We start from the raw sequence: 15,794 nt of genomic DNA, 5'->3' as shown, positions 1-15,794 counted from the left end.
CAACGAAAAAGGCGCGACCGATCCGGCCGCGCCCATTCTTTTCGACCGTTTGCGATCAGTCGCCGAAGCGGTAACGCAGTTCGATCCCGTAGGTGCGCGGGGCGCCGTAGAAGCTGCTGTTGATGCCCAGCGGCGCCGACCCGACATTGCTGGACGCCAGATACTTCTTGTTGAACACATTGCGCATCAAGAAGCCCGCATCGAAGTTCGTCCCGGCAACTCCCTTCAGATCGAAGCGCATGTTGACCAGATCATAGGCCGGCAGCACGTTGTCTGAAGAACGCACCTTGCTCGAATGATAGTAATCGATCGAGAGGATGCCCTCGCCGACGCTTTCCGGCAGCGGCAGTGTCCAGCGCGCGCCGCCGGTGAGCGTGGTCTTGGCAACGAGATTGAACGGTACTTCGGCGATCCCCAGATAAGGCAGCAGCGCGGCCGGGACCGTGATGGAGCGCGATTTCAGATTGAGGAATGTCGCGCCGCCATCGAACGACAGCGTGCGGGTCGGCGCGATCCGACCGGACAGATCGATACCCGCGACGCGCGTCTTGCCCGCGTTGACCAGCAGGGTGCCGCCGCTCGGATCGTTCGCCGGATCGCAATCGCCATCGGGAGACCGCGGCGCATTCGTGCCGCCGGGCACGGTCAGGCTACAGGTCGCTTGCGTGTTCAGGCCCGAGATCGGCACCTGGACGCCGCTATACCAGCCGATGAAAGGTGAGGCGTTGAACCGCATCTTGACGTCACCAGCTGTAAAATCGGAACGGATGCCGACTTCGACATCGGTCACCTTCTCGGGCGCGAACGATTGGAACTGCGTCAGGCGGCCGGCCAGCGTCGGGCCGTTGATCCCACCCGAGCGATAGCCGCGGCGCGTGACGGCATAGAGGAACAGATCGCGGTTCGCCTGCCAATCGAGTCCGACCTGCCAGGTCGGCGCCTTGGAGGAGGTCGTGTTCCGGCTCGAGTTGACGATCGTGGTAGCCGCATCGCGACAATCGCCCGGCGTGACAGTCGGGTTCGGGGTTCTCCCGGCGCCGATGCAGGCCTTGATCTTATCCCAAGTGTAGCGGAAACCGGCGTTGATCCTCAAGCCATCGGCGATACCATCCAGCTTGTAGCCAACATTGGCGAAAAGCGCTTTGCTCTCCTCGCTATAGAAGCTGTAGTTGAAGTTGGCGTTGGTGATGCCAGGCAGTATGAAGACGGGGATATAGGTGCCGCTCGGGCCGACTGGCTTGCTCTTGAGATAGAAGCCGCCGACTAGCCAGTCGAGCCTGTCGTCCAGCAGCTTTCCCTTGAACTGGACCTCATCTGTGAACTGCTTGACATTCGACGTCTGGCGGCCGCCGACCACCATCACGGGAAGACCGGCCGGAATCGCGCCGGTGCCGTCCGAAATCAGCGTGGGCAGGCCATCGACGCTCGAGAAATAATCGACGTTGGTATGGCGATAACCGAAGATGTTGATGAACTGGACGTCGGCGCCAAGATCAATCTCGGTGCGATTGGTGACGCCGAAGCGCTTGGCGCGCTCAAATGCATCGATATCGGAATCGATCACGCGCGGGCCGCGGGCGCGCTGAAGGGCGAGTTGCTCGAGCGCTCCCGAACGGGTGCCGGTGGCGGTGAGTCCGTTCGGCCCGGCGAAGACGTTGGTCAGGACCGAAGCGCCGCCGGTCGAGTTATTCTTGTAGTAGTCGACGATCGTGGTGTTGCTTACGCCCTCGAAGGGCTCAAGCAACAGCGAACCGCGCAGCGCGCGCGAATTGAGATCATCCGCGTCGTGACCGACGCCGATGTTCTTCGTCCAGCCATCCCGCTTTTGATATTGGCCGGCAATACGGATCGCGACTTTGTTTTCCACGATCGGCAGGTTGAGTGCGCCCTCAAGGATGCGCCAATCATAGTTTCCGTAAGAGGCCTGAACGTAGCCATCGAGTTCGTAAGATGGAGCCGTCGGGTAATAGAGGATGGCGCCGCCAGTCGTATTCCGACCGAACAGCGTGCCTTGCGGTCCCTTAAGCACCTGCACCGAACCCAGATCGTAAGTCGGAATGCTCGACCCGACCGTTGGCGAAGGGACTTCGGCGAAATAGCTGATGACGGCGGCGGCGCTATTGCCGGCAAGCGCCTTGGACTGCCCGCGGATCGAAAAGTTCGTGTTCTCGCGCCCGCCAGAACCGGCAAGGAATACGCCCGGCGTCTTGACCAGCAGATCCTGCGTATCCTTGATGGATGCCTGGCGCAGCGTATCGGCGCTGAAAGCCGTGACCGAGACGGGTGCCGACTGGATGCTTTCAGCGGTCCGCCGTGCGGTCACCACGATATCGCGATCGGTGTCGGCCGCGACAGGCACCGTAGCGGCGCTCGTCGCAATGCCCTGCGCCATCGCCGGTCCGGAGGCAGCCGCCAGCAGCAGTGCACACAAAGTGCGCGCGCCCAATAATTCGAATTGCATGTTTTCACTCCCCAAACATATTCCGGGCGGTGCTTTGACCGCTCGTATTTGATTATGCCTGCGAACTAGAGAAGTTGACGGATTGCACTCACCCCTCTTCCGGCAGGTAGGCGACGCGAAAAACGGCCGAAATCAATCCTGCCGATCACTTGTCGGTTCCGTAGAAGCCTTCCAATGCAACGCTTACGTTCAACACCCGCGCCCTGCGAAGACTGTTGGACGTAAGCGGATCGTCCGGCGTTTCTTCGTCATAATTGAACAGGGGACCGTCTCCGATCGCCACAACTGTTTCGCGCGCGAGCGTCTCCACCGCAACGGCACCCGTCGCCTCGACGGGAATGCCCTTGCGTTCGAGAACAGCGCGCAACGTGGGTGTGTCCGCGATCTTGAACAGCAATGTCTGCACATCGACCCCATAAGGGCGAAGTTCCGCCCACAGCGATTCGCATAGATTGAGCGCATAGCCCTTGCTGGCGGTGTACATCGCCCCGCGCGCGCCGCCGCCGAATGCTGCTTCCGAGCCGACAACGATCAGAGCCCCGCGCCCGCGCCCGCGGAATCGGTTGCCGAAGCTGTGCAGCGCTTCGGTCAGGAACAGGACGTTGCGCTGGAGCAGGTCGCGCCATATCGAGAAGGGCGCTTCGTTGAAGAAAGCGCCGGATGCCTCCGCGCCCGCATTGAATACGACTAATCCGAGATCGATGCCTGCGGTCTCTTTCTCGAGCTTCGAAACGGCGTCGGCAGCGCCAAGATCGAGCGAAAGCGTCCGCACTTCCACACCGTACCGGCCTGAAAGTTCCGCAGCGACAGTATCGAGCGGTTCCTGGCGCCTGGCAACGAGCAGGCAGTTCATACCCCGCCCCGCAACCTCGCGCGCGAAGGCGGCGCCCAGGCCATCCGAACCGCCCGCGATCAGCGCCCAGGCACCATAGCGCTCTGGAAAAGGCGTCGTGTCACTCATCGATGCGATCCTCCCGGTCCAATCGTGCGAACTTGGACCTGTTGGACCGAGGGGGTTCCTCTCTCCCGATAGGAACCCAAAGTCGGCACATGATCCGGTCGGCGAAGGAGAACGTCGGGCGCATCGCGTCGTCCCTTACTCTTTGACCTTGGCGGCCGATCAGTTCCACGTCAGCGGCAGTACCGGCACATGGATGACATTACCGAGAAAGAACGGGGTCTTGAAGCCGGGTTCGATCGAGAAACGCGGGATCGCTTTCAGGAACTCCTCGATCGCGGTCTGCAATTCGCGGCGAGCGAGATGCTGGCCCAGGCAGCGGTGGATTCCGTGCCCGAGCGTAACATGGGTCGGCTTCCGACCCAGCCTGACTTCATTCGGCGCGTCATAGGCTTCAGGATCACGGCCGGCGAGGGGCGTGGACATGATCACATAATCGCCCGGCATCATCGTCTGGCCGTCTATTTCATAGGGCTTTGAACAAATCCGGTTGGTCGAGACCGCCGCATAGGCGCGCAGCAATTCCTCGATCGCAACCACGTTCTGCGAGAATGAGTTATCACGCATCCGCGCCTGATCCTCCGGGTGCGTGGCAAGATGCTGAAAGTGCAGACTCATGTTTGACGTGACGGTATCCAGGCCACCGATATAGAGATTGAAGCAATGGCCGAAGACCTCGTCGTCGGTCCACTTTCGGCCATCGACCTCAAGCGCGAGCGTCTTGCTGATCAGGTCGTCGCCGGGGCGTTTCTTGCGATCGGCGATCGTTTCCAGCAGCAGATTCTTCACGGCGTGCACGCTGCTGATCCGCGCATCGAGATCCGTGCCGTGCAGAAGCTTGTTCTCCCAGTCGAGGAACTGGGCCGTCCGTTCCTGTGGCAAGCCGATAAGATCGAGGAAGATCGAGATCGGAAAGTTGATCGCGAAATCGGCGACGAACTCGCAGCTGCCCTTGTCCTTGAACTTGTCGATAAAATGGCGTGCGCGGGTCCGCACCATTTCATCGAGCTGCATCATCTTGCTCGGCGAGAAGATCGGATTGAGCGCCTGGCGGAAGCCGGTATGGACCGGGGGATCAAGTTCGGTCGGAATGATGCTCCAGTCTTCGCCGATCAGTCGCGCGAAACCGGTATTGCCGCTTTTGTGAAAATTTTCGGCGTCGTTGTAGATCTTCTTCAGATCCTCGTGGCGACGAACGACCCAACCCGGCTGTTGAAACGAAATGTTATCGGCATAGAAGACCGCCGGCCCCTCATGGATCTGGGGAATGATGGTCTCGTAGGGACTCTCATAGACGATCTTGCGATCGAAAAGCGCGCAGTGCCCGGCGCGGGCGGGATCGACATGCGCCGGTGGAAAATCGAGCTGTGTCGCCATTGGAAAACTCTCTCCGATTGCAGATGTGTCTTAGCCGGACGGCCATGTGCTGCGATAGGTGGCCGTCACCGCGCCGAGCGTTCCAAGATCGATCCCGGCAGCCGCACCCGCATCCGCGGCTGCGGCGACATCCTTGACCATGTAGCGATGTGCGCTTTCGAGTATGGCGGCAGCATCCTCGACGATGAAGCGGTGGAGCACCTCGCTCGCGCCGCTGCATTCGACCAGGGCGCCCGCGGTCGCGGCACGATCCAGGCCCAGCCCTTCTGCAAGACGCAACGCGTCCACCGCCAGTTGCAGGTGGCCGGCGAACAGGATGTTGTTGACGAGCTTGATCTTGCGACCGGCGCCGCTCGGTCCGACATGGAAGATCGCGCGCGCGAACGAGTCGAAGGCGGGTCGGCCGCGTTCGATTGCGTCGGCGTCGCCCCCGACCAGCAAGGTCAGCTTGCCAGGCAGCATTTCGGACTGCCTACGGCTGAAGCATGTGTCGAGCACAGCTACGCCCGCAGGCGCCTTGGCCGCGATCGCCTGCACCGCTTCCACGCTGCCTGTGGTAAAGATGGCGACGATCGCGCCGTCCTTGAGATCGGACATGACCCCATCGGGACCGGTCAGCACCTCCTCCACTTGCGCGTCGGAGAAAACCGCGATGCACAGAAGGTCGCATCCGTCGGCGGCTTCGCGCGGCGAAGCGGCCAGTTCCAGGCCCTTCGCCGCTGCGGGCAGTGCCACGTCATAGGCCCGGACGGCGTGTCCCGCCGCAGCGACCTTCATGGCCGTGGGCAGCCCCATCTCGCCCAATCCTATCCATGCAACCTGCATTTCGTCTCCTTCCGATCCCGTTTTTGGAATCTGCCACGCGCTTTTATTCCTGCTAGGGGCTTGGCCCGGAGGCCGAACCTATCGAATGTCGGTTGTGGCTCAGCTATTCCCCATCGCGCCGAACACCGCCTCGGTGATCTGGAGATCGAGATATTCACGCACCCCGATTACCCGCCCGTCACGGACGGTGTAGAGATGGTGGTAGTTGTTGCGATACACACGACCATCAGCGAATTCGAAATTCCCCTTGGATTCGACCGCCACGCGCTCACCTTCCGCCGTGGTGCCCAGGATCGCGGTCTCGGCGACACGCGCATCTCCGAGCAGCGCCTGAAGCTGGCCGATGACCGTTTCCCGGTCGAGCGTACCGACCCCCAGCACCCACCAAGTCGCGTCGGGCGCAATGATCTCGCGGATCGTCTCGGCGTCGCACTTGTCCATCGCCCTCATCAGGCGGAGAACCAAGGCCCGGTTGCGTTCGGCGACATCCCGATCTGGCGCGGCGGGCTGCGTAGCTAGGGTCATGCGCTCACTCTCCGATCGTTTCTGCGCAGAAGGTTGATCGCGGCTCGCATTTCATCACCAGCCCACGGATAGGGCGACCAAAACTATGGCGCCGTCGCAAAGAGTCAGGGGGCAGCCATGCGGTTTCCGAACGCGTCTGCGCCGAGCTGCCTCGGCTCAATCCTGCTTGATCATGCCTGCGCCCGCCGATATCCTCATCACGTCCGCAAAAGGTGCGGCGTGGGACGTCATTCCGCCGTCCACCGCGAGCGTCGCCCCGGTGATGAAACGCGCGGCGTCCGAAGCCAGGAACGCCACCGGCTCGGCGATATCGTCGGGTGTCGCCACATAGGGCGTAAGGTGGTGGCCCATGAACAGCTCCAGCATCTCCGGTTCGGTCGCTGCGGCGACCGACGGCGTCATCACCATACCCACGACCAGCGAATTCGCGCGAATGCCCTGCTTGCCATATTGGGTGGCGACGTTGAGCGCGAGATTGATCAGCGCGGCCTTGCTGGCCCCATAGGCCGGAAGCCCGAGATCCCCCTGCAACCCGCGGCCCGAGGCGATCATCACGATCGATCCACCGTCGGCCGCGATCATGTGTGGAATCGCCGCTTTGCACAGCAGAGCGGGGGCGATTATATTGACCTTGAGCACGCGCTCCCAGGTCGCGCCGTCCATGTCGGCGATGTTGGCGTCCTTGACCAGGGTTGCCGCATCGGTCACCGCCGCGTTGTTGACCAATATGTCGACCTTGCCGAACGCCGCGACCGCCGCATCCACGATCGCCTGGGGCACGCTCGCATCCGCAAGGTCGCCGAATACCGACACAACCTCACCGCCGGCGGCGCGAATCGAGGCCTCCGTACCTGCGGCGCTTTCCCGGCGGCTCGCGGCGACCACGACCTTCGCCCCCCGCTCCGCGAGCAGATGCGCGATGCGCTGGCCGATCCCCGATCCCGCACCCGTGATGATCGCCACCTTACCGTTGAGTGATTGCATGTATCCGCTCCTCTTATACCCTCGAGGCTCCTGCTAAGGCGATTATCGTGCGGCGAACCTTCCGGGCGATGGGTGCTGCGCGGACGCGCGCGTCGCTACCCGTTGGGCAAGGGAGAAACACAACCATGTCCAGACCGCTCGAAGGTAAAGTCGCGATCGTCACAGGTGCGGGCCAGGGTATCGGCACGGAAGTGGCAGGCTTGCTGGCGCAACGCGGCGCTACAGTCGTCCTGGCCGACATCAACGCCGATCGGGCGGAGGGCGCGGCGGCGGCGATCCGCGAGACCGGGGCAAGCGCCGTCGCCGTCGGTTTCGATCTTACCCGCGAGGATCAGGTGGCCGACGCGGTCGCCCGCATCGCTGCCGATCACGGACAGATCGACATCATCCACAACAACGCCGCGTTCCAGACCGAGGCACAACGTCAGCAGGATCTCGACGTCATCCATCTCCAGACGAAAGCCTGGGACATGGCATTCGCGGTCAACGTGCGCGGCCCCATGTTGTTGTGCAAATACGCACTCCCTACGATGATCGCGGGCGGCGGCGGATCGATCGTCCACTCATCGTCCGGCTTCGGCCTGCTCGGGGAGACGACGCTCACCGCTTATGGATCGAGCAAGGCGGCGCTGATCAATCTCAGCCGCTTCATCGCGACGCAATATGGCAAGCAACGCATCCGTTCGAACGTGATCGCAATCGGCTTCGTCCTCAGCGACAACGCGGTTGAGACTGTGCCACAGACGGCCAAGGACGTACTGCTCGCCCACCATCTCAGCCCCGAACTCGGAACGCCCGCCGACATCGCGCATGTCGTCGCATTCCTCGCTTCCGACGAGGCCCGGTTCATAAACGGGGCGCTGATCCCCGTGGATGGTGGGTTCACCGCGCATCAGCCCAGCATGGTCGATTTCCAGCGCCTTTTTGCGGAGGCCGGCAGCAACAAGCTCTGACGGGCTGTTTCAGAGAGGTCAAAGCAGCCGCTTCCTGAACGGGTGCGCGGGCACACCCTGCCATTCGAAAGGCGCGCAAGCATCCCGTGCGCCCGCAAGTGAGTACATATCAACGTTCGCTGGCAGACTTATGGCCCGGCGACATCGATAGGAGAATTTCCTGTGAATGAGGAAGCAGACGTCGTCATCGTCGGCGCGGGCCATAACGGCATGGCCGCGGCAGGATATCTCAGCCGGGCGGGCAAGCGCGCGATCGTGGTCGAGCGTATGGCCAAGGTCGGCGGCATGACCAGTTCGGGTTACATGATCCCGGAGGCGCCGCAGCATCTGGTGACGCCATGCGCGGTCGAACTGCTGTTCGTGCGGGGCACCGGGCTGATCGAGGATCTCGAACTCGAAAAATACGGGCTGCGCTGGGTCGATCCCGATCCCACCTACGCCTATCTCCATCCCGATGGCAGCAGCGTGTGCTTGTTCCGCGATGCCGAGCGGACTGCGGACGACATGGCGCGGCTCAACAAGAACGACGGCAAGAATTATCTCAAGTTCCTCAAGCTGCTGAACGCGCTGATGGATATCGGCTTCCCGCTGATGCAGGCCGAGCCGGGTCGCCCGGATATAGGCAATCTCAGCAAGATGATCGGCGGCGCGGTTCGCAACGCCAAGCTCAAGAACGAGCTTCAGATCATGGCGGCCGGCACCTCTGACCAGATCGCCTGCGAATGGTTCGAGCATCCCGCGAACATCGCGCTGCTGACCAACACTGCCGCCGGCGCCGGCCCGATCGACGACGACGGCAATGCCGCCGCTTATATGATCCTGGCCGTGCTCCACAAGCTGGGCACCGGCAAGCCGATCGGCAGCCTCCAGACCTTCGCCGATGCGCTGGCCCGCAGCGTCGAGGCGTCCGGCGCCAAGATCAAGCTGAACGCACCCGTCGCCGAGATCCTCATCGAGGATGGCGCGGCGAAAGGTGTCCGGCTCGAGGACGGCTCCATCATCAAGGCCAAGGCGGTGATCGCGACCTGCGATCCGCGCACCGCATTCGACCTGACCACGCCGGGCGCCGTCGAGCGGCGGCTGATGCAGCGTATCCAGCATGCGCCATCCAACCGTTCCAACGCGGCGCCGTTCCTCGCCAATATCGCCATGTCCGGGCCGCTCACGCTTAAGCGTCACCAGGATCTGCGCCACGACAAGGCCGACCTTAACAAGGCGGTAGGCTATATCGGCACACCGCAGGAGGTACGCGACAGCTTCGCCTATGCGCGGCGCGGCGATATTCCCAAGCGCCATGCGCTTTCGCTCACCCCCCTGTCGAACTCCGATCCCACGCAGGCGCCTCCGGGCGGATCTCTCGCCTATGTCTATGTGCCGGGCATGGCGGTCGATGCGCGCGAAGGCTGGACCCAGGCCGTCAAGGATCGGACGATGAGCGATCTGATCGAGCAGATGTCGGAATATTATGACGGCTTGCAAACCGAGGTCGGGCGCTTCGTCGAGACTCCGCGCGATCGCGAGAAGCGGCTGAACGCCACCAACGGCTGCGTCACGCACATCGATTTCGGATCGCTGCGTTCGGGCCAGAACCGCCCCGCGACGGGTTTCGGCAGCCCCAAGCCTGCGGTACCCGGTCTTTATATCGGCGGGGCTGGCGCTCATCCGGGCGGTGGCATCTCCGGCATTCCCGGCCGGATCGCGGCCAAGCGCATCCTGCGCATCCTGAAATAAGCCGAGCTGACCGGGCGGGCCTCGCGGCCCGCTCGGTCAGTGGTCGCAGAATAGAAACCGCAGTCTTGCATCAGCATCACCATGGTAATCTTGCGCACCGCCCGCGTCAGCGCGACGCTTTGGGAAGCGCGTAGGCGATCACATAATCCCCCGTGAGCGTGCCGAGGCCGGGGTGACCGCCTGCGGCGATGACCACGAACTGGCGATGGCTCGCTGCTGACCAGAAGGTCATCGGCGTCGCCTGGCCGCCTGCGGGGAGGCGCCCGCGCCACAATTCTCGCCCAGTCGCGGTCGCGATCGCGCGGATATATCGGTCATGTGTCGCGCCGATGAAGCTGATGCCAGCCCCGGTCGTAACCGCCCCTCCGCTGTTCGGCACACCCATCGCGAACGGCAGTCGCGATGCGATGCCGAACGGTCCGCTGTCCTCGCCCGTCCCGAACGGCCGGCTCCACATCAGTGCGCCGGTGGCCAGATCGACAGCGCCGATCATTCCCCAAGGCGGCCGTTGGCAGGGCACGCCGAGGGGCGAGATCAACGGCTTTAGGTCAGCCGCATAGGGCACACCTTCTTGCGCGACCGCTCCAGAGGCGCCCCCATGACTGTTGACCGACAGCGCCCTGATGCCGCGTCGGCGCGCCTCGGCGCGCGTCAGCAACTGGACAGTGTTGCCGACCCGGTTGCTGTTGACGATCATGATGCCGCGCGCCACGTCTATGGAGACGCCACCCCAGTTGATACCGCCGCCATAGCCCGGATAGACGAGGCTCGGCCGATCGAGGCCCGGCGGGGTCATCGGCCCTTCGTAGCGCGCGCGCCGGAACAACGTGCGACACCATGCCTGATCGATCGGCGTCAACCCCCACATATCCGCCTCCCGCAATGGCGGGCCGGCGAAACTCGGCATGCCGGGAGAAAAGGGCTGCGTGGCCGCCGCCCGCTCTCCGGGCACCGCACTGGCGGGCACCCGCCTTTCGACCACCGTTGAAATCGGTCGGCCCGTGCGCCGGTCGAGCACGAAAATCTCGCCGCGCTTGGTCGGTTGGACGAGGGCTGGCACGCCGCGGATCGTCGTCAGCGTGGGCTGAGCCGGAACGTCGTAATCCCATAGATCGTGATGCGTGGTCTGAAAGACCCAGCGAACCGCGCCCGTTGCCGTATCGAGCGCGACCACTGCGCTGGAATACCGATCGTCGAACGGCCGCCTCTGGCCACCGAAATAATCGGGCGTGGCGTTGCCTGTCGGCACGAAGAGGAGGCCGAGCGCGTCATCGGCGCTCATCGGCGCCCAGCTATTAGGCGTGCCCAATGTGTAATGCTCGCCCGCCGGGGGCAGGCCATGTCGATCAGGCCGTCCGGCATCGAATGCCCAGGCAAGCGCACCCGTCGTCACATCGAACGCGCGGATCACGCCGGACGGCTCCCCAATCTTCTGCCCGTCCGTAATCCACCCGCCGACCACCGCACGATCGCCCGTAATTTGCGGTGGCGAGGTGACGAAATAATATCCCTTGTCGACGGGCGCCATGCCGTCCCGCAGATCAACCGCGCCATTTCGCCCGAAATCCCGGCATGGCTGTCCGGTCGCCGCATCGAGCGCGATCAACCGCGCGTCCATCGTGGCGGTGAGAATGCGATCCGCGCACGGAGCGCCCGCGCGCGCGCGGCGATGGAACGCGACGCCGCGGCACGATGCGATCGCGACACCACGGCCATCGGCATGCGCACGGAAGCGCCAGATCTGTCGTCCGCTCTCGCCATCCAGCGCGATGACGTCGTTGTCGCCGGTACACAGATAGAGCCGCCCGTCAACCGCCAGCGGCGTCGTTTGGAAGGTCACCGGACCGGGAATGGCTGGCTTGCCCGTCCGGAACGTCCAAGCCAGCCGCAGGGCGCCGACATTGGCTGGATCAATCTGCGCGAGGGGCGAGAAGCGAGTACCGCCCGCATCGTTCCCGTAATATCGCCAGTCGCCGGCACCCGGCTGCACCTTCCCCGCACTGCCTCGCGCCGCGATCGCATTCGCCGCGCTACGCACGGGTGGATCGCGCCCGGCCAGAATGATCGCGAGGACCGCGCCGCTTATGATGACGAGAACAACGGCCGCGACGCGGGGGCGCAGAACGCCCAGGAAAGGCAGGCCGAGAAACAGAAAAAGGCCGAGCCGCGGCAGCAGAGCCCAAGGCTCGATCCCCACTTCCCAGACCGACCAGAGCAGCGTCAGCACGAGAAACAGGCCGTAGAACGGCGCGGCGCAGCGGTCACGCCGCCAAGTGAGCGCGGCGACGCCAAGCATAGCCAGGACGCTCAGCGCGTACCACAGCGATCCTCCCGCGCGCAGGAGTGTCGTCGCTGGCCATGCGAGTGCCAGCGCGACCGCAGCGAGCAGGCCCGCATGCACGCGCCGCCATATCATTTAGGCGCCAGCCCTAATAATAAATCTCCATCCGTCCGCCATCGACCAGCCAATATTGGCCCGTGATGTAGCTCGCCCGTGCTGAACACAGGAACGCGCACAAACCCGCCACCTCGTCCGGCGTACCGAAGCGCTTCATCGGGATGCGATTGATCAGGTCGGTCTTGAACTGTTCCAGCGTCTGCCCCACCGTGTTCGCGCAGACCGAGAAAAAGTCGTCATAGGCAGCGCCGGTATCGATAAAGCCGGGCGGTACGGTGTTGACCGTGATGCCGTGCGGGGCGAGTTCGTCGGCGATGCTCCGGCTCAAGCCCAACCCCGAAGGCCGCACCGTATTCGCCAGCACATAATCGAACCCGAGCGTCCCGCGACGGCCCGGCAGTCGGCCATGACCCGAACCAACCGTAACGATCCTACCCCATTGGCGTTCCTTCATTGCGGGGGAGACCGCGCGGACGAAATGCGCGAAACTCGTCACGACATTGTGAAACGCCGTCTGGAAGTCGGCATCCGCAAAATCGCTGAACATGCCGGACGGCGGCGCGACTGGCGTGAAGATTGCGATGTCGGGGGCATCGAACAGCTCCGTCGCCCGCGCGACCATCCGTGGATAAGAGTCGAGTTCCAGCAGATCGGCGGAGACGCCCGCCGCCTGACCACCCGCGGCCCGGATCGCGTCGACCGTCTCGTCGATCCGCTCCTGCCCGCGTGCGACGACGACGACGCGACAACCATTGCGGCCGAGTTCGTCCGCGATCGAGCGGCCGATCCCGTGCGATCCGCCAGTGACCAGCGCAACCTTGCCTGCGATACCGAGATCCATCCCGCTCTCCCTCACCCGTTTTCCGTTGAGGCGAGTGTCGGAGACGCAGAACGGCAACTCACCTGTCGACGGTTAGGACATATCCCAGGGCAATGATTTTAGATCGCGACATGGGAGAATCCGCCATGCCATCGCTGCACCTCGATCATGTCAATATCCGCACCGCGCATCTCGATCAGTGTATCGATTTCTATGGCCGCCTGCTCGGCATGACAATGCGCCCGCCGCCGATGTCCACCGATATGACCGGCGGCGCCTATGCGTGCGACGAGAGCGGCCATCCCATCGTCCACCTGGTCGGCACGGATATTTTCGTGCCCGGCGACGGCCCGGTGCGGGGCGCCGCGCAGCCGGGAATGATCGATCACTTCGCGCTCCGCTGCACGGACCCCGAGTCCTATGTCGCGCGGCTAACCGAGGCAGGCTGGCCGTTCGAACGACTGGAGGTGCCGCAGATCGGCAGGAGCCTGATCTTCGTGCGCGATCCCAACGCGGTGCTGGTCGAACTCAGCTTCCCCCTGGACGACCAGATTATTCCATCGCCGCCTGCACCGGCCTGATATTGACGAGCGCCGCGGACATGCGCGACATCGCGTTGATCGGTTCGAGGTTGCGATCCGTGCCGATCAACAAGCCGTTATTGGCTCCGTGCCGATCGTAGCTGGTGTCGCCGGAAAGCCCGCCCCAACCGTGCATCATCCGCACCACGCCCGGCTTTACCCCGGCATGCGGTGCGACGTCCACCTGTGGCTGAACGTGGCGCCATTGCTATCCGTTCGAGAGCGGCATCAATATTGCGCCGTCCACCCACCGTCGATGGGCAGGACATGGCCCGTGACCATCGCCGCATCGTCGGAACACAACCACATGATGCCGGCCGCCTGCTCCGATGTCTCGATCTCACGACGGATTGGCTGGTTGACGACCTGTTCGTCGATCAGCGTGCGCGCATATTCCGGGCCGGACTTGTAGTAGGCCCTTGTTGGCGTCACGCCGGGCGCGATGCAATTCACGCGGATGCCGCGGTCGGCATAGCTGACGGCGGCGAACTTGGTCAGCCGGATGACCGCCGCCTTACCCGCCCCATATCCAGCCCCGCCCCAGCCATTGTAGAGCATACCCGCCAGCGAGGTTACGTTCGCGATCGCGCCACCCCCATGATCGACCATGTAGGCGATCTGGTGCTTCAGGCACAGGAAGGTTGTACGCAGGCACATCGAAATGGTGTGCTCGAATGCCGCGAGGCTCTGCTGGTGGAACTCGGGGCCGACCGACTCCGGGTGCGCATCGCCCACCACGTTCGCCGCCAGGTGCAGCCCGCCGAAGATCTCAACCGTCCGGCGCACGACGGCCTCCACCTCCTCCTCGCTGGTCGCATCTGTCTTTACGAACCGCGCCTGATGGCCCGCAGCACGCAACGCCTCAGCGCGCTGCTCGCCGAGTTCGACGTTGATATCGGCCAGGATGACGCACGCGCCTTTCTCGGCAAAGGCCCGTGCGGTGGCGGCGCCGATGCCGTCCGCTGCCGCCGTCACGAGTGCGACCTTTCCGTCGAACCGACCTGTCATACCATCTCCATTTCATTTTCTCTCGTCCCTCGTAAAAGGATCGCAACCACGAACAATGTGTGTTCCGCTTATGATTGCGCTCGATCCATCAGGCTTTGCTTGGGTTCGCTGCAGGCCCCAAGGAACGCATCAGAGAGGATCCCGCCGATGAACCTGCAACATCTCCGCTATCTCGCGGCGTTCGCCGAACACCGCACGCTGACTGATGCGGCGGAAAGTCTTGGCATCTCGCAGCCCGCGATTTCGCGTGCGCTGCACGAACTTCAGGAGGAACTGCACTGCGAACTCTTCCAGCGGGCAGGCCGACGGCTGGAAATGACGTCCGCCGGCCACGAAGTCCTCAAGGCGGCGCGGCGCGCGCTCGCCGCCGTGGACGACATCCACCGCATCCCCGGTGAACATGGCGCGACCGACATCCTCCGCATCGCCACGCTCGGGGCGATGGCGGCAGGGATGGCATCAGCCCTCGAACAGTTCCTCCGCCGGCAACCCGACACGCGCGTGCAGGTTCTGCATGTCAGCCGGGACGACGAGATGATCGATATGCTGCGCCGGCGTGACGCCGATGTCGCCTATGGTAGCCTCGCCCGCCCACCACGCGGCCTGACGCTGACGCCAGCCCGCCCGCTGGAGATCGTGCTCGCGTCCCCGATCGGCACTCGGCTCCCCCCTACCGTAACGCTGAAATCGCTCCACCAGTTGCCGATGCTCTGCCCGCCGCTCAGCGAGGAACGCCGCCGCCTGCTCGACGAACCCTGCGAGCGGGCCGGCGCGACGCCCAAGATCGTGATGGAGAGCAGCGATTCGACCACCTATCTGAGCGGTATCCAGGCCGGGATCGGCTCGTCCGCAATGTGGGACGTGAACGCCATGCAGGCGACGGGGATCGAGGTCCGCCGCTTCGATCCGCCGCGCGAGATCGCCGTTGGTTTCGTCCACCCCACCAAACCCACCGCCAATGTGCGGACTCTGCTTGGGATCTCGCGCAAGCTGGAACGGGAGCTAAGGAAGGAAGGTTGATCAGGTCGATCCCATGTCGCGGCATTATCCATCTTGCATAAACATAAGCCATTTGACGATTGTCGGGTTGCCACCCATCCTCCATTCGTCGCGGCGAACGAGCCAGTTCCATGCAGACGGGACGGATCGGGACGGACGCCGGCACATATCCGC

14 protein-coding genes are annotated in these 15,794 nt (G+C 63.6%); 4 read left to right on the top strand and 10 right to left on the bottom strand.

The genetic code is table 11. The features are described 5' to 3' along the window. Positions 1–55: 55 nt before the first annotated feature. The 6 genes from WFR25_RS11910 to WFR25_RS11885 all read right to left on the bottom strand — a co-directional run bounded on the left by WFR25_RS11910 (position 56) and on the right by WFR25_RS11885 (position 7,130). Entirely contained in the window at positions 56–2,461 is a 2,406-nt protein-coding gene (locus WFR25_RS11910) for a TonB-dependent receptor (RefSeq protein WP_336971124.1), read from the bottom strand. 145 nt (positions 2,462–2,606) lie between these two features. Beyond that, on the bottom strand, positions 2,607–3,422 hold the full coding sequence (locus tag WFR25_RS11905) for an SDR family NAD(P)-dependent oxidoreductase (RefSeq protein WP_336971122.1): 816 nt from the start codon (positions 3,420–3,422) through the stop codon (positions 2,607–2,609). Positions 3,423–3,581: 159 nt separating this feature from the next. Beyond that, a complete protein-coding gene (locus tag WFR25_RS11900) occupies positions 3,582–4,796 on the bottom strand; it encodes a cytochrome P450 (RefSeq protein ID WP_336971120.1) in 1,215 nt (404 codons plus the stop codon). Between the two features lie 30 nt (positions 4,797–4,826). Next, positions 4,827–5,621 carry an NAD(P)-dependent oxidoreductase gene (locus tag WFR25_RS11895; RefSeq protein WP_336971119.1) on the bottom strand — a complete coding sequence of 265 codons (795 nt, stop codon included), beginning with the start codon at positions 5,619–5,621 and terminating at the stop codon, positions 4,827–4,829. Positions 5,622–5,720: 99 nt separating this feature from the next. Beyond that, positions 5,721–6,146 carry a nuclear transport factor 2 family protein gene (locus WFR25_RS11890; protein WP_336971118.1) on the bottom strand — a complete coding sequence of 142 codons (426 nt, stop codon included), beginning with the start codon at positions 6,144–6,146 and terminating at the stop codon, positions 5,721–5,723. A 156-nt stretch (positions 6,147–6,302) separates the two neighbouring features. Continuing rightward, the gene (locus WFR25_RS11885) at positions 6,303–7,130 is read right to left on the bottom strand and encodes an SDR family NAD(P)-dependent oxidoreductase (RefSeq protein ID WP_336971117.1); all 828 of its coding nucleotides are present in this window, start codon (positions 7,128–7,130) and stop codon (positions 6,303–6,305) included. A gap of 125 nt (positions 7,131–7,255) precedes the next feature. Between WFR25_RS11885 and WFR25_RS11880 the strand changes: the two genes are divergently transcribed. Next, entirely contained in the window at positions 7,256–8,083 is an 828-nt protein-coding gene (locus WFR25_RS11880; protein ID WP_336971116.1) for an SDR family NAD(P)-dependent oxidoreductase, read from the top strand. A gap of 162 nt (positions 8,084–8,245) precedes the next feature. Continuing rightward, positions 8,246–9,814 carry a phytoene desaturase family protein gene (locus WFR25_RS11875; RefSeq protein ID WP_336971114.1) on the top strand — a complete coding sequence of 523 codons (1,569 nt, stop codon included), beginning with the start codon at positions 8,246–8,248 and terminating at the stop codon, positions 9,812–9,814. Between the two features lie 106 nt (positions 9,815–9,920). Here WFR25_RS11875 and WFR25_RS11870 read toward each other — a convergent pair whose 3' ends face one another. Together WFR25_RS11870 and WFR25_RS11865 are read right to left on the bottom strand one after the other, a co-directional pair. Continuing rightward, positions 9,921–12,215: a membrane-bound PQQ-dependent dehydrogenase, glucose/quinate/shikimate family gene (locus WFR25_RS11870; RefSeq protein ID WP_336971113.1), complete on the bottom strand. Its 2,295-nt coding sequence runs from the start codon at positions 12,213–12,215 to the stop codon at positions 9,921–9,923. Positions 12,216–12,243: 28 nt separating this feature from the next. Further along, positions 12,244–13,053, bottom strand: coding sequence for an SDR family oxidoreductase (locus WFR25_RS11865; protein WP_336971111.1), 810 nt, complete (start codon positions 13,051–13,053; stop codon positions 12,244–12,246). A 125-nt stretch (positions 13,054–13,178) separates the two neighbouring features. Here WFR25_RS11865 and WFR25_RS11860 point away from each other — a divergent pair, with 125 nt between their 5' ends. Continuing rightward, the gene (locus WFR25_RS11860; protein ID WP_336971110.1) at positions 13,179–13,613 is read left to right on the top strand and encodes a VOC family protein; all 435 of its coding nucleotides are present in this window, start codon (positions 13,179–13,181) and stop codon (positions 13,611–13,613) included. Here WFR25_RS11860 and WFR25_RS11855 read toward each other — a convergent pair. Together WFR25_RS11855 and WFR25_RS11850 are read right to left on the bottom strand one after the other, a co-directional pair. After that, complete coding sequence (locus WFR25_RS11855) at positions 13,585–13,797, bottom strand: hypothetical protein (RefSeq protein WP_336971109.1); 213 nt, start codon at positions 13,795–13,797, stop codon at positions 13,585–13,587. The genes WFR25_RS11860 and WFR25_RS11855 overlap by 29 nt on opposite strands. Positions 13,798–13,841: 44 nt before the next feature. Continuing rightward, positions 13,842–14,621 (bottom strand): SDR family NAD(P)-dependent oxidoreductase, encoded by a 780-nt coding sequence (locus WFR25_RS11850; RefSeq protein WP_336971108.1) that lies wholly within the window; start codon positions 14,619–14,621, stop codon positions 13,842–13,844. 147 nt (positions 14,622–14,768) lie between these two features. Here WFR25_RS11850 and WFR25_RS11845 point away from each other — a divergent pair, with 147 nt between their 5' ends. Next, a complete protein-coding gene (locus WFR25_RS11845) occupies positions 14,769–15,641 on the top strand; it encodes a LysR family transcriptional regulator (protein WP_336971107.1) in 873 nt (290 codons plus the stop codon). Positions 15,642–15,794 lie beyond the last annotated feature (153 nt).

The sequence above is a fragment of the Sphingobium aromaticiconvertens genome (assembly GCF_037154075.1).
Taxonomy (GTDB): Bacteria; Pseudomonadota; Alphaproteobacteria; order Sphingomonadales; family Sphingomonadaceae; genus Sphingobium; species Sphingobium aromaticiconvertens.
Note: the sequence above shows the minus strand (reverse complement) of the source record. Positions and strands in the feature narration are given on the sequence as shown.